Source organism: Paenibacillus sp. USDA918EY (assembly GCF_009870825.1).
Classification (GTDB): domain Bacteria; phylum Bacillota; class Bacilli; order Paenibacillales; family Paenibacillaceae; genus Paenibacillus_AQ; species Paenibacillus_AQ albilobatus.
Genome location: NZ_WTWY01000023.1, coordinates 25176 through 40045, shown reverse-complemented (window position 1 = coordinate 40045; position 14870 = coordinate 25176). Strand labels below are relative to the sequence as shown.

The window sequence follows — 14870 nt, the reverse complement described above, 5'->3', positions numbered from 1 at the left end:
CCCCTCTTCCGTTTTTAGTTTCCTTTGGCCCGATAAAACGATTTGTTCTCCAGCGCCCGAACCGGCGCGGTCCAATCCTCCGTCGCCGGCATCGTCGCGATGGCGTCCTCCGCCGCCTGCAGCTTGGCATCCATTTGGTCGATCAGATGCAGCGCAAGCGCTTCGGGAATTTGCGGCTGCACGGTGCTGCCCCATTCCGGCAAATTGTGGTGCGACAAAATCATATGCTGCAACAGCACGATTTTTTCCGAACTGACGTCGACGCCGATCGCAATCGCCGCCTCCGACACCCAGCTTGCGGCAAGCGGAATATGCCCGAGCAGCTTTCCGGTGAAGCTGTATTCGCTGACGATGCCCAATTCCGCCGTCAGTTCTTCCGTTTTGGCGATGTCATGCAGGATGATCCCTGCTACAAGCAAATCCCGGTTAAGGAAAGGCCGCTGCCTGCAGATGAACTCGGCTAGCTCCAACATCCGCACGATATGATAGGCCAACCCGGCGTAAAACGCGTGGTGCATGCCTTTGGCGGCCGGATAATGCATCAGTTTGTCCCCGATTTTGTTCAGGCAGTGGTCGATGATCATCTGAATCTCGGTATCCTGGATCGTATACGCCGCGGTTTTGATCGTGTAGACGAGATCATTGGGCGGAACCGGCGCCGACCTTACAAAATCGGTAATGTTGTAGCCGTCTTCATCGGTTGCCGGCCGGATTTTGTTTACCTTGAATTGAAGCCGATCGCGATACAGCTGAACGACCCCTCTCACCTTGACGAGCATGGGAGCAAAAAAGGTTTCCTTGTCCGTCGCCGAGGCGTCCCAAAATTTGGCGGAAATCTCTCCGCTGGCGTCCGCAAGGATCAGATCCAAATAATCTTTGGGCGGCGTGGAATTCGTTTGCTTGACCATCGCGGTTTTCAATAGATAATACCCCGTAACTTCCTGTCCTTCTGTAAATGATTGTATAAGCGTCATATGGCATCTCCTCCCCCAAATCTCGTTCAACGCTTTTGAAAGCAAGGAACCGCCTGCCGGAAGCAAGCGGCCCTATGCGTTCCATGGCTTCCGGCTTCGGCAGGACTTGCACCGCAAAGCTTACGACAACTAAGCGGCGATCATATATTATACCGAAAGAAACGTCCCTCGCTTTTCCCCTGGCGGTTTAACGGTCGGATAGATGATAAAACCGAATGCCATCCACAATACTGTATGTGAAAGGAATCATCACCATGATCAGAAAGGCCGGGAACGCTTCGCTTATGTTTTCGACAAATCCATCTCCGTCATGTTTAGCACGATCGGGCCGCCGGCGGCGATCCCCGTGCCAGGGTAAAACCCGCGAACAAGTTCCTTTATCCTGTTCCAGGTTTGAAACAAAAAGGCGTGATTGTCGTTTTTGCTCGACTTTTCACGCCTTTTGATTGTACCACATTTTACCTCGCGGGAGGGATTTTCTTTAAACCTCGATCCCGGCTTTTTTGAGCAGATCCTTTACGGCCACGCTAACCATGATCAGCCCCGCCACCGGAGGAACAAACGCATTGCTGGCAGGCGGCTGCTTCGCTTTGCGGATTTCCGGCGCGTTTTCGGGAACGATCTTCTCCGTCACGTCTACCCGCGGCTTCATCGGCTCTTCGGTCGAAAATACGACCTTCACGCCTTTTTTGATGCCTTCCTTGCGGAGTTTGGTCCGGATGACGCGCGCGATCGGGTCGACCGTCGTTTTGGAAATGTCCGCCACCTGAAAGCGGCTCGGGTCCATTTTGTTGGCCGCGCCCATGCTGGAGATGATCGGAATTTTGCGTTTCAGACATTCCTTGATCAAATGGATTTTGTACGATACGGTGTCGGAGGCATCAAGCACATAATCCAGGTCGTATTTAAAAAGCTCTTCGTACGTTTCTTCGGTATAAAACATGTTCAGCGCGATCGCTTCGCATTCGGGGTTGATCTGCTTGATCCGCTCCACCATCAGTTCGGTTTTTTTCTGTCCGATGGTCGTCGTGAGCGCATGGATTTGCCGGTTGATGTTGGTAATGTCCACGACATCCTTATCGATGAGGATCAGCTTGCCGACGCCCGTGCGGGCGAGGGCTTCCGCCGCAATGGAGCCCACGCCGCCAATGCCGAGGACGGCAACGGTGCTGTTTTTCATCGCTTCCAGACCTTCCGGTCCTATGGCCAGTTCCGTACGTGAAAATTGGTTTAGCATATCGTCAGAAGGCCTCCCTTAACTTAAGCATGAACTTTCTTTTCTTCTCCCGGCTTCTTCACCAGCTTGATATGAAGCTGTTCAAGCTGCGCTTGGTCGACCGGCGACGGCGCATCCATAAGCAGATCGGTGGCGCTTGCCGTTTTCGGGAAGGCGATCGTCTCGCGCAGGTTGCTGCGTCCGGCCAGTAGCATCACGAGACGGTCAAGTCCAAACGCGATGCCGCCATGCGGAGGCGTGCCGTATTCGAAGGCGTCCAGCAGGTGACCGAATTTGTCCTTCGCTTCCTCAGGCGACAAGCCGAGGGCCGCAAACATTTTTTCCTGCATGTCGCGTTTGTAGATCCGCATGGAACCGCCGCCGACTTCATAACCGTTCAGCACGATATCGTAAGCCTGGGCAAGAATCTGACCGGGATCGGTTTCGAACAGATGCTGGTCTTCCTCGCGCGGACGGGTGAACGGATGATGCAGAGCGACATAACGTTTCTCCTCTTCATCCCACTCGAGCAGCGGGAAGTCGACCACCCAGGCGAATTTGAATTCATTTTCGTCGATCAGGCCGAGCTGTTTGCCGATCTTCAGGCGAAGCGCGCCAAGCACATCGGCCACGACCTTTTTGGTGTCGGCGGAGAAGAGCAGCAGGTCGCCTTCCTCGGCTCCGGTGCGCTCTCTCAGCGCTTCGATCTCTTCAGGCGTAAAGAATTTCACGATCGGCCCTTTGAATTCGCCTTCCTTCACTTGAATCCAAGCCAATCCTTTGGCGCCGTAACGGGCCGCGAACGGACCCAAATCGTCGATTTCCTTGCGGCTCCACGTGCCGCAGCCCTTGGCGTTGAGCACTTTAACCTCTCCGCCTTTTTCGATCACCGAAGCAAACACTTTGACGCCGCTCGATGCAACCAGATCGCTGACTTGAATCAATTCGAGTCCGAAACGCAGGTCCGGTTTGTCGGAGCCGTATTTGTCCATGGCTTCGGCATACGTCAGGCGCTGGAAAGGCAGCGGAACGTCGACGTTAATCGTTTCCTTGAACAGACGGGCCATCAGCTTCTCCATCATGCCCAGCAGCTCGTCCTGGTTCATAAAGGAGGTCTCAATGTCGACCTGCGTAAATTCCGGCTGACGGTCGGCGCGGAGGTCTTCGTCCCGGAAGCAGCGGGCGATTTGGAAATAACGTTCGATGCCGCCCACCATCAGAAGCTGCTTATACTGCTGAGGGGATTGCGGCAAAGCGAAGAACTCGCCGTCATGCACCCGGCTTGGCACGAGATAGTCGCGCGCGCCTTCCGGAGAGCTTTTCGTCAGGATCGGCGTTTCCACTTCGATAAAGCCCTCGCCGTCCAGGAAGTCGCGGAAAATCTTCGAGGCTTTGGAGCGGAGCAGCAGCGTTTTCTGCATTTCCGGGCGGCGCAGGTCCAAGTAACGGTATTTCAGACGAAGCGACTCGTCGACTTCCACGCCGTCTTCGATGAAAAACGGAGGCGTTTTGGCCGCATTCAGTACTTCAATCTCGGTAATTTGAACTTCAATTTCCCCTGTGGCAAGGTTCGGATTGATCGTTTCCGGATCGCGTTTGACGACTTTGCCCGTAACCGCCAGCACGTATTCGCTGCGCACTTTGTCGGCAATCGCCAGCGCTTCTCCGGAATAGGCCGGGTTGAATACGATTTGCACGATGCCGCTGCGGTCGCGCAGGTCGATAAACAAGACGCCCCCAAGGTCGCGGCGGGTCTGCACCCAGCCGTTTAGTGTGACGGTTTCTCCGATATGGCCTGTCGTCAGGCTTCCGCATTGATGAGTCCTATGCATGTTTCTCAAACTCCTTTTTTTATGTGGTATGCCTATTCGGCTAATTCCTTTAATTTCGCAACCAGTTCGTCCAGCTTCACCGTCTGCTGCTCGCCGGTGGCCATCAACTTGAGCGCGATTTCTCCCCGCTCCAGCTCGTCATCCCCGAGGATCGCCGTGATTTTGGCGTTAAAACGGTCCGCGGACTTCATTTGGGCTTTCATTTTTCTTCCCAAATAATCGCGTTCGGCCGATAACCCTTCCTTGCGGGCAAGGTACAGCAGCTTCGTAATTTCGCGGTCCGCCGCTTCGCCGAGGGCGATGAAATAAACGTCCAGCGGTTTGACGGCATTCAGCTCGATTTCCTGTTTCTCGAGGATGAGCAATATCCGCTCGAGCCCGAGCCCAAGCCCGATCCCCGGCTGATCCGGCCCGCCGACTTCGCCGACCAAGCCGTTATAGCGGCCGCCGCCGCCGATCGTATCGATCGCGCCGATGCCTTGCGCTTTATATTCGAACGCCGTATGCGTGTAATAATCAAGGCCGCGCACCAGGCGGTGATTCACGACGAAATCGACGTCCATATCGCTCAAATACCGTTTGACCTGCTCGAAGTGGGTCGTGCATTCCTCGTCCAGGCTGTCGAGGATCGAAGGCGCGTTCACGAATTTCTCCTGATCGACCTTGCAGTCCAGCACGCGCATCGGATTCCGTTCCATCCGCGATTGGCAGTCCTTGCACAAGCTGTCCTTCATCGGGGTGAGGAACGCAAGCAGCTTCTCGCGGTAGGCCGCGCGGCTCGCCGGATTGCCGACGGAGTTGATCTCCACCTTCACGCCCTGCAGCCCCAGCTCTTTGCAGAACTGGTAACCAAGCGACACGACTTCCGCATCGATCGCCGGATCGACCGCGCCGAAAGCTTCGACGCCGAACTGGTGGAACTGGCGGTAACGGCCGGCCTGCGGACGTTCGTAACGGAACATCGGCCCGATGTAATACAGCTTGCTCACATCCGGTTCTCCATAGAGCTTGTTCTCCACATAAGAACGGACGACGCCCGCCGTGCCTTCCGGACGGAGCGTCATGCTGCGGTCGCCTTTGTCCTTGAAGGTGTACATTTCTTTTTCGACGATGTCCGTCGTTTCGCCGACTCCGCGTTCAAACAGCTCGGTCTGCTCGAACAGCGGCGTGCGGATTTCCCGGTAATTAAATCGCCGGCACAAATCCCGGGCCTTTTCCTCGACGAACTGCCATTTTTCCACGATTCCAGGCAAAAAATCCTGGGTGCCTGTCGGTTTTTGGTAAGCCATCGTTTTTCCTCCTGCTCGCGTATTTCGCAAATGCCCAAAGGCTGCGATCTGCAAAATATACGTATTTTCGTTCTTTTTCTGTATTCAGGTTTTTGCAAAAATTCGATTCCAGCCGCTCCCGGGTACAATATACAGACGAACGAAACCGTTTCGCTCAATATATTGCTGATTGAAAGCCGCTCCTTGGATTTTTGCAAAATCCTCCATAAAAGCTTCGCTTATCAAAGCATAGGCTCAAGCAAACGGGTATGCCAAAAAATCCCCCGCCCTGCTGCTTCAAATAAGCAATCAGGGACGAGGGATTGTGCTTGTTCAATCTCCCGTGGTGCCACCCACATTCCGGACCCGCATGGATCGCGAATCCGCTCATACGTTTAACGCCCGTTTACGCGCAGCACGTCTACTGACAGGGATCGGTTTCATACAAAATCCCTTTCCGCGTTCGACGCCTGTTCTCGGGGAAGTCATTCATCCGGTCATCCATAGAATCCTTCCAGCCTAAGGGATTCCTCTCTGACATGGTGGGGCACGGACTACTTGGTCCCGTCATCGAATCGATTTTGGATTATTTTTAGATTGTAATGAACCGCTTCACTAAAGTCAAGTGGCAGACAAAAGAAAAACCTACAATACGGATTGTAGGTCCAAAAGTTTTATATTAAAAAAGGGGGTCATGCTGTTATTATAAACAGGCTATATTAAGGGAAGATGAAGCTTATATTACAGTTATATTACAAACAGGAAACCGTTTCAAAAAAGCTCGTTCGGCACGATATCCCATGTGACCCCACTGAGATCCTTGAGCAGATGCCTTGCATAAAGCTTAGATCTCGGCCCGGTCTTCCCCGTCTTCGAATATTTCGACGTAACCGCCGTTGTTGCGCAGCGTGTTGACGACATCCGCGTAGTCCTTGTCCCGTACTTTGCAGGATAGAACGTATTCAAGATCATCGTATCGATCCGCATAGGGATCGAACAGTGGTTCGACTTCGTCCTGCCTGTCCCCCCATGCGTGTTCCTCCGCTGGGTGATTTCCTTCCGAAGAAACGCCGTTGGGGTCATCATCGTCAGGCGAGACGACAACGGGAGGCGTATAGGCGACACCGGAAACGCCGGCCGCAGCGGATGCTCCCGTCGTTGTGCCGCTCCCCGTCATTCCCACCGGCGCGATCGGCAGCAGAATGTGGCGGTTCCCTTCCAGCGCCGTTCCGAGCCTGCCAACCTCCAAATGCTCGGCCTGAATGCCGATCAATTTTGTTTTCGCTTGTTCGGCGTCGTCTTCCGTTTTGAAATAAGCTTGAATTTGTTTCGGCATGATCGTTACCTCCTTATTTGCGGGGAATAGGTTGATCTTTATACGTTGTAATTACCCCACAAAATGCAAGTGTAACAATGAATGATGTTAAAAAGCAGGCTTCCGCTAACGGGAACCCTGCTTTTGATGCCGGTCGACAAATTCGTTGATTAACGCTGCATGTACGGCAGCGATCCTTTGCCCTTATGGTATCCATGCCATAAAGGAAAAGGGATTCGGCCTGTCCGCTCCAGCTTTACCGCTTCCTTTACGGATTCGATCGGAATGAGCGGCAGCTGCTTCAGGGCGGATCCTTGGGAAGATTGGCGCATCGATGACGGCTCCTTCGGGTGAAGCTGATGATTATAGATTCAGCATTCCCGCATGAAGACCGATTTATGCCGTCGCTTTGCTGTCGATGATGAGCGTGACCGGCCCCCAGTTGGTAAACTCCACATCCATCATTTCGCCGAAGCGGCCGGTTTCGACCTGCAGCCCTTTTGCCGCCAGCTCGCGGTTAAAACATTCGTATAACCCAAGCGCCTGATCCGGTTTGGCCGCGGCCATAAAATTCGGGCGTTTGCCTTTGCGGCAATCGCCGTACAGCGTAAACTGCGACACGGACAAAATCCCTCCGCCCACATCGGTTACGCTGAAATTCATTTTTCCTTCTTCGTCCTCGAAAATGCGCAAGCCGGCGACTTTGTCGGCCAAATATTGCGCATCCTTTTCCGTGTCTTCATGGGTCACCCCCACAAGCACCATCAATCCTTGGTTTATCTTGCCGGTAACCTCTCCGTTTACGGTAACCTGCGCTTCCTTACAGCGCTGAACGACAACTCTCATGCCGAAAACTCCTCCATATGCTTTGAAAAAATGAAAGGATTATCCTGTTATTGGATAATCCGATGCACGGTATACACGTCTTTGACGCGTTTGATCCGTTCAACGACCGAATGCAGGTGATCCGTATTGCGGATCAGGATCGTCATGTGGATCAGCGCCATTTTGTTTTTATCCGAACGCCCGGTAACCGCCGAAATGTTCGTTTTGCTTTCGGACACCGCCTGCAGCACCTCGTTCAGCAGCCCGTTGCGGTCATGGCCCGTAATTTCGATGTCGACGCTGTAATTCGCTTCGATTTCGTTCTCCCATTCGACCTCGATCACGCGAGCCGCTTCTTCGCCGTCCCCCGAAACCTGGATGTTCGGACAGTCCGCCCGGTGAACGGACACGCCGCGCCCGCGGGTCACGTAGCCGACGATTTCATCCCCCGGAACGGGGTTGCAGCAGCGCGCAAAACGGACGAGCAAATTGTCGATCCCTTTGACGCGCACGCCATTGGTCGGACGGGATCTTTTTTCCGAAGGGGCCTTGATTTCCTTCTTCTCCGTCGTCAGTTCAAGCAGGTGCGCTTCTTCCTGCTCTTTGCGCAGACGTTCCGTCAGGCGCGTGCAAATTTGGGCGGCGGTAATGCCGCCGAATCCGATCCCGGACAGCATATCATCCACATCATTAAAGGCGAACTTTTTGGCAACCTCCAGCAGCTTGTCGTCCGTCGTCCATTCCGCCGGATCAAGACCGCGGTTTTTCAGCTCGCGCTCGATCATGTCGCGGCCTTTTTCCACGTTTTCTTCACGTTTTTCCTTCTTGAACCACTGCTTGATTTTGCTTCTTGCATGGGACGATTGGGCGATCTTCAGCCAGTCTCCGCTAGGCCCGTAGGAATGCTTGGACGTGAGGATCTCGACGATGTCCCCGGTTTTCAGGCGATGGTCCAGCGGCACGATCCGGCCGTTGACTTTGGCGCCGATCGTCCGGTTGCCGACTTCCGTGTGGATGCGGTAAGCAAAATCGAGCGGCACGGAGCCGGAAGGCAGTTCAATAACCTCGCCCTTCGGAGTAAACACGAATACGAGGTCCGAAAAGAAATCCATCTTCAGGGATTCCACGAACTCGGAAGCATCCTTCGCTTCATGCTGAAGCTCCAGAATTTCCCGGAAAAAGGTCATTTTATTTTCGAAATTGCCGCCCGGCGTCGTTCCTTCCTTATACGCCCAGTGTGCCGCGATCCCGTATTCGGCCGTCCGGTGCATTTCCCACGTCCGGATCTGCACTTCCGTCGGCTCGCCGTTGGGGCCGACCACCGTCGTATGGAGCGATTGGTACATATTGGCTTTCGGCATGGCGATATAATCTTTGAAACGCCCGGGCATCGGCTTCCATAACGTATGAATGATCCCAAGCGTGGCATAACAATCCTTGATGTTGTCGACGATCACCCGGATCGCGATCAGGTCGTAGATTTCGTTAAACTGCTTGTTTTTGGCCGTCATTTTGTTAAAAACGCTGTAAATATGCTTCGGCCTGCCGGACAAATCCCCTTCGATGCCCATTTCGTCCAGCTTTTCGCGGATGCGGGAAATGACGTTTTCCACGAATTGCTCGCGTTCGGCGCGTTTTTTGTGGATCAGGTTGGCGATGCGGTAATATTGCTGCGGATTGAGATATCTGAGGGACAGATCCTCCATCTCGCTTTTGATCGCCGAAATCCCGAGCCGGTCCGCGATCGGACAAAAAATTTCGAGCGTTTCGTAGGCGATCCGGCGCTGGCTTTCCTCAGACTGGTATTTTAACGTACGCATGTTATGAAGCCGATCCGCCAGCTTGATCACGATGACGCGGATATCCTGCGCCATGGCGATAAACATTTTGCGGTAATTTTCGTTCTGCTGCTCTTCTTTGGAACGGAACTGGATACGCTCCAGTTTGGTCAATCCGTCAACCAGCATCGCGCAAGCGTCGCCGAATTTATCACGGATTTCTTCCAGCGATACGGTCGTATCCTCAACGACATCATGCAGCAGCGCAGCGACGATGGAGGTCGTATCCATCATCAAGCCCACGACAATTTCTGCAACCGCAAGCGGGTGCAGAATATACGGTTCGCCGGATTTGCGGACTTGTCCGTGGTGAGCTTGCTCCGCAAATTCATAGGCTTCGCGGATGCGGCTCAAATCCGGTTCTTTGATATAGGCGCCTGCCTTTTCAAGTAATCGCTCTATGCCCATTCTAGTCGTTTCCGTGTCCCTTCTATATGAAATAGAACCCGCAAACGTTTATCCTTAGCAGGTTCCCTGGTCAAATAAGATTTCCTATAATTATGACGCTTGAAAGGCTTCGCGTCAATATTTCTTGCCAGGAACAGGGAAGACTCCCGCGAACATTCGCATCTTTTTAATATTTCGTCCATGTTTATAACAGGATTTTGCGAAAATCGCATAAAAAATGATTGAAAAATGTCGGCTTCTTAGCTATTCTAGTTCATTGAATGCAATTCGAGAAACGAAAAAATTCATATTTAGGAGTGAAGAACCTTGCAACGCGAGATTCAAGTCCATGAAAGGCTTCCGCTGGGTCCGGGATTCCTTCTCAGCTTGCAGCATCTGTTTGCCATGTTCGGCAGCACGGTGCTCGTGCCTAACCTGTTCGGCGTCGATCCCGGCATGATTTTGCTGATGAACGGCATCGGTACCCTGCTGTACATTCTGATTTGCAGCGGAAAAATCCCCGCCTACCTCGGCTCCAGCTTCGCGTTTATTTCGCCCGTGCTGGCCGTCCTGGATCATAACGCGGACAACTACCCGCTGGCGCTCGGCGCTTTTATCGTCACCGGCGTCATTTTCGTCGCCGTCGGCCTGGTCGTGCAATATGCCGGAACGAAATGGATCGACGTCGTCTTCCCTCCCGCGGCCATGGGCGCCATCGTCGCAACGATCGGCCTCGAGCTCGTCCCTACAGCGGCAGGCATGGCAGGATTGATCCCGAAGGAAGGCGCTGCAGCCGACTGGTTTAATCCGAACAGCGTGATCCTGTCCATGACGACGCTTGGCGTCACCGTCATCGGCGCGGTGCTGTTCCGTGGTTTCCCGAAGATCATCCACATCCTGATCGGGATCGTGACCGGATACGCGGTCGCCTACTTTATGCCGGGCATGATCGACAAAAGCGCTATCGCAAGCGCGCATCTCATTTCGATGCCGACGATCACCACTCCTAAATTCGATATGAATGCGATCCTTACCATCATACCGGTTTCGCTGGTCGTCATTGTCGAGCATATCGGGCATTTGCTTGTCACAAGCAACATCGTCGGCAAAGACTTGTCCAAAGATCCCGGACTGAACCGCTCTTTGCTCGGTAACGGCATTTCGACCATCCTGTCCGGTTTCGTCGGCTCCACGCCGAACACGACGTACGGCGAAAACATCGGAGTCATGGCGCTGACCAAAGTCTACTCCGTGTTCGTGATCGGCGGGGCAGCCGTTATCGCTATCGTGCTTTCCTTCTCCGGAACGTTCTCCTCAGTCATCGCGAACATCCCGGAACCCGTCATGGGCGGCGTATCGCTGCTGCTGTTCGGGGTCATCGCGGCTTCGGGGCTGCGTATTTTCGTCGAGCAAAAAGTGGACTTTTCAAAACCGACCAACATGATCCTCGCCACGCTCGTGCTTGTTGTCGGCATCAGCGGCGTGCAGCTCGATATCGGCAACGTCCACCTGAAAGGGATGGCGCTTGCGACGATCGTGGGCATCGTGCTCAGCTTGTTCTTCAGGCTGATTGAAGTGCTTGGCCTATCCAACGAAAAAAGCGGCGAACTCGCCGAAAAAACTCCAGACTGATCCAAATGAAAGAGCCGGACAGGCCTCCGTTGCGTGGAGCGCTGCCGGCTCTATTTTTTAATCCGGAAGATTCAATTCACATTCCAAGGAAGGCCTGAACTATGACTCCCGCTCCGATCCCGATCCCGTTCCCGCCCCAATGCAGGAGCACGAAAATGAACGCTAAGCCCCACCTCAAAGGTCCGGTTCCACGGGCATGCAGCAGTCGGTAATTTCCGCTTCGTAGTTGCAGGGCCGCTCATCCAGCGGAATCAAAGCGATTTTGTTCTCTTTCCCCATCGTTTCAAGCCCTCTTTGCCGCCATCGGTTTCGCGCTTCCGGCGCTTAATTGGCGCTAACACAATGTGATACTTGCAATTCCATTTTTTGTATGTGTTAAACTGTTCACATCAGATGGCATCTGATCTCCTCCTCGTGTTTTAAATTTGGTTGGCGAACCGAAGTTATCTTAACACTTCGGAGGATTTTTTTATACAACGCTTTAGCTATCCTGAACCATACGCATGGCGCATGCTTTTCTTTTTACAAAAAAAATGCCTTCAGGCCGAAATCGACCCAAAGGCATCTTGTTTTATTTCCCGGGAAACGTTAAAGTTTCCGCTTTATTTTAAGATCAGTCTTCGTATTGCATCAGGGAGAATACTTCCACCCCGGGCAGCTTCCCGCGGCCGTTCAAAGCCGAAAGCTCGATCAGGAAGGCAGCGCCGACCACGTTTCCTCCCAGCTGACGCACAAGGTTCACGGAAGTCGAAATCGTGCCGCCGGTAGCCAGCAGATCGTCCGCGATCAGGACGTTTTGACCTTTGCGGATCGCATCCGTATGCATGGCAAGACGGTCCTTGCCGTATTCCAGGTCATATCCGACTTCGATCGTTTCATATGGAAGCTTTCCGCTTTTGCGGATCGGCGCAAAACCGACGCCAAGCGCATAGGCCAGAGGAGCGCCTACGACAAACCCGCGCGCTTCGGGACCTGCAATCACATCGATGCTCAGAGCGGATACCATTTGTTTAAGATCGTCGATGGCTTTTTTGTAAAGCTCTCCGTCCTGAAGCAATGTTGTAATGTCTTTGAAGCTGATCCCCGGCTGCGGGAAATCGGGAATGACCCGAATATGTTTCTTGTAATCCAAATAAATCTCCTCCTAAGTAATATGCAAAAAGGTCATGCGTTTAGCTGGCGCCTTCCAAACGGGATATCACCCAGCTCGTGCATTGGGAAGTGCCCGCATACAGCAAATGCTGTTCCATTTCGGCCAGATTGCCCAATGCGGAGAAATGAGCGGAACTGCTCAGCTCGCGTTTCGGCGGTTTTGGAATGACCACGATATGTCCGTCGCGGCGTTCAATGAACGAGAGCTCCTCGAACACGTCCATCATCATCGATACCATGCGTATGGTGGCCGAAGACTGCTGGCTGAGACGGACAAGCGCTTCTTTTTCGCTGATGGGCTCCGAAGCGATCCGCATCAGTAATACGTACAGCAATTTGAATTGATCCCGGCTCGGCGCCGTCAGTTTTTCCGCCCGGCTCCGCCCCGAATGGAGAAGGAACAGGTTGGAAAGGTTTTTGAACGTAGCGAGCAGCGTATCCAGCTGTTCCGCAGAGTCGGGCACATGTATCATAAATAAAGTCGTAATATGATCTGGGCCATAAGTCAGCGCCGCGTCGTTATATGCCGAAATTCCAGCATTCTTATCATATACCCAAAGGGTGCTATCATTCAAATGCAATTTCGGGGAACTTTCGATGCCCGGATTAAACACGGCGGCGGTATGCCGGCGATCCAATCTCATATGGGGCGAAATCCGGTCATAGATCTGTTGGACGAGCGTCCAAGGCTCCTTGGCATCGCGCAGGTCGAATACCTGCGGACCCACGATCCGCATATCCTGGAGCATCAGCTGCGGTTTGCGCGACCCGTTCCATTCGTTAACGGATACTTCGGCGAGTATATCCAGCGTCACTCCTTCTTCCAGCACGTCCGCCAGATCGCCCTTGCCAAACGCCACGGCTTCCATCCGCGTTCCGCCCTGCCGGACGACCAGCTTCAGATGTTTCCCGTCTTTCCCCATTTTCCGCGTTTCCACGAGCTCCGTGCCGCGAAAAATGAGCTTCGGCACCGGATTGGCCATGCCGAACGGCGCCAGCATATCCAGTTCGTCAATGACGGCCAGCGGAACGTCCGACAGCCGCCATTCCCCGTCCGCCGACGTGACGGGAATATAATCATCTTCCGTCATTGCTTCGGCGGCAAACCGGTTTAACGCTTCCTCAAACGCTTGAAGCCGATCCCGGTGGAGGCTCATTCCGGCCGCGGACGGATGGCCGCCGTAATGGTCCATCAGCTCTTTGCAGGAAGTCAGCGCCTCGTAAATGTCAAGGCCCGGGATGGATCTGGCCGACCCCTTGCACATGCCCGTTTCCGGATCGATGCCGAGAATAATGACCGGACGGTAATAACGCTCCAAAATTTTGGAAGCGACGATGCCGACGACGCCGACGTTCCAGCCTTCGCCGGCCAGCACGATCACGTCGGGAACGCTGCCGTCCGAACTTTTGCCCTGCAGCTGGTCCAGCGCCTCCTGGACGATCGTTTCCACGACCTGCTGCCGTTCCTTGTTCAACTCATCCAAGGAATGGGACAATCGCTGCGCTTCGTCCGCATCATCGGTCGTCAGCAGGGATACGGCGGAGCCGGCATGGTCCAGCCGTCCGCTGGCATTGATTCGCGGCGCCATCCCGAACGCGACGTTCGTCGCCGTCACCGTGCCCATCGCGATCCCGCTCACTTCCATCAGGGCGCGAATCCCCGGAAACGACGTACGCCGCATGGATTCCAAACCGCGGCTGACCAAAATGCGGTTTTCCCCGGTTAGCGGCATCAAGTCGGCGATCGTGCCGATCGCCACGATTTCGGTCCATTCGACCGGAGGCTCCCCGAGCACGGCCTGCGCCAACTTGTAGGCAACGCCGACCCCGGCCAAACCTTTGAACGGGTACGGGCATCCCGGCTGTTTCGGATTGATCAGCGCATAAGCGTCGGGAAGCACTTCCGGCGGCTCGTGATGGTCGGTCACAATCACGTCGATGCCAAGCCCGTTGGCGTAAGCGATCTGTTCTACCGCGCTGATCCCGGTGTCGACCGTAATGACCAGGCTGACTCCCTGCTGATGCGCCCAATCCAGCGCGTGGTTATGTAACCCGTAACCTTCGTTGGAGCGATGAGGAATGTAAATATCGAAAGAGGCCTTTAACTGCCGCATAAAATAAATCATTAACGAAGTGCTGGAAACGCCGTCCGCATCGTAGTCACCGTATATTAAAATATGCTCCCCATGTTCGATCGCCCGCCGAATCCGCGGCACCGCTTTCTCCATGCCAAGCAGCAGATACGGATCATGCAATGCCTCAAGGCCGCCGCCCAGAAACATATCCGCCTCTTCCTTGCTGGCGATGCCTCTTGCGGCAAGCAGCGAAGCGGTCAATGGGGAGATCGAAAGCTTCTCCGCCAAACTTCGTGCGGTCTCTTCATGTCCGGAAGGAGTCTGCCACGAATATTTTGATTCAAACAATCGTCTTC

General features: G+C 53.9%; 12 protein-coding genes. 1 reads left to right on the top strand and 11 read right to left on the bottom strand.

Translation table 11 applies throughout. The annotated features are described in order from the left end of the window. Positions 1-14: 14 nt before the first annotated feature. The 8 genes from GQY55_RS28135 to GQY55_RS28100 form a co-directional block, all read right to left on the bottom strand. Positions 15-974: a 3'-5' exoribonuclease YhaM family protein gene (locus GQY55_RS28135; protein WP_160045239.1), complete on the bottom strand. Its 960-nt coding sequence runs from the start codon at positions 972-974 to the stop codon at positions 15-17. A 481-nt stretch (positions 975-1455) separates the two neighbouring features. Beyond that, a complete protein-coding gene (locus GQY55_RS28130; RefSeq protein ID WP_160045238.1) occupies positions 1456-2211 on the bottom strand; it encodes a tRNA threonylcarbamoyladenosine dehydratase in 756 nt (251 codons plus the stop codon). A 23-nt stretch (positions 2212-2234) separates the two neighbouring features. Next, positions 2235-4022, bottom strand: coding sequence for an aspartate--tRNA ligase (gene aspS / locus GQY55_RS28125; RefSeq protein WP_160045237.1), 1788 nt, complete (start codon positions 4020-4022; stop codon positions 2235-2237). Positions 4023-4054: 32 nt separating this feature from the next. Continuing rightward, positions 4055-5311, bottom strand: coding sequence for a histidine--tRNA ligase (hisS, locus tag GQY55_RS28120; RefSeq protein ID WP_160045236.1), 1257 nt, complete (start codon positions 5309-5311; stop codon positions 4055-4057). 823 nt (positions 5312-6134) lie between these two features. Continuing rightward, complete coding sequence (locus GQY55_RS28115) at positions 6135-6626, bottom strand: hypothetical protein (protein WP_160045235.1); 492 nt, start codon at positions 6624-6626, stop codon at positions 6135-6137. Between the two features lie 149 nt (positions 6627-6775). Then, positions 6776-6937, bottom strand: a complete 162-nt coding sequence (locus GQY55_RS28110) for a hypothetical protein (RefSeq protein WP_160045234.1) — start codon at positions 6935-6937, stop codon at positions 6776-6778. A 64-nt stretch (positions 6938-7001) separates the two neighbouring features. After that, positions 7002-7451 carry a D-aminoacyl-tRNA deacylase gene (dtd, locus tag GQY55_RS28105; protein WP_160045233.1) on the bottom strand — a complete coding sequence of 150 codons (450 nt, stop codon included), beginning with the start codon at positions 7449-7451 and terminating at the stop codon, positions 7002-7004. 47 nt (positions 7452-7498) lie between these two features. Next, positions 7499-9676: a RelA/SpoT family protein gene (locus GQY55_RS28100; protein ID WP_160045232.1), complete on the bottom strand. Its 2178-nt coding sequence runs from the start codon at positions 9674-9676 to the stop codon at positions 7499-7501. Positions 9677-9982: 306 nt separating this feature from the next. Between GQY55_RS28100 and uraA the strand changes: the two genes are divergently transcribed. Continuing rightward, complete coding sequence (gene uraA, locus GQY55_RS28095) at positions 9983-11287, top strand: uracil permease (RefSeq protein ID WP_160045231.1); 1305 nt, start codon at positions 9983-9985, stop codon at positions 11285-11287. Positions 11288-11461: 174 nt separating this feature from the next. On the opposite strand, the gene GQY55_RS31675 is transcribed toward uraA, so the two are convergent. The 3 genes from GQY55_RS31675 to recJ all read right to left on the bottom strand — a co-directional run bounded on the left by GQY55_RS31675 (position 11462) and on the right by recJ (position 14862). After that, a complete protein-coding gene (locus GQY55_RS31675) occupies positions 11462-11566 on the bottom strand; it encodes a DUF4127 family protein (protein WP_236575930.1) in 105 nt (34 codons plus the stop codon). Positions 11567-11900: 334 nt separating this feature from the next. Beyond that, the gene (locus tag GQY55_RS28090) at positions 11901-12419 is read right to left on the bottom strand and encodes an adenine phosphoribosyltransferase (protein WP_160045230.1); all 519 of its coding nucleotides are present in this window, start codon (positions 12417-12419) and stop codon (positions 11901-11903) included. Positions 12420-12459: 40 nt separating this feature from the next. Beyond that, positions 12460-14862, bottom strand: a complete 2403-nt coding sequence (gene recJ / locus GQY55_RS28085) for a single-stranded-DNA-specific exonuclease RecJ (protein WP_160045229.1) — start codon at positions 14860-14862, stop codon at positions 12460-12462. Between the last annotated feature and the right edge of the window lie 8 nt (positions 14863-14870).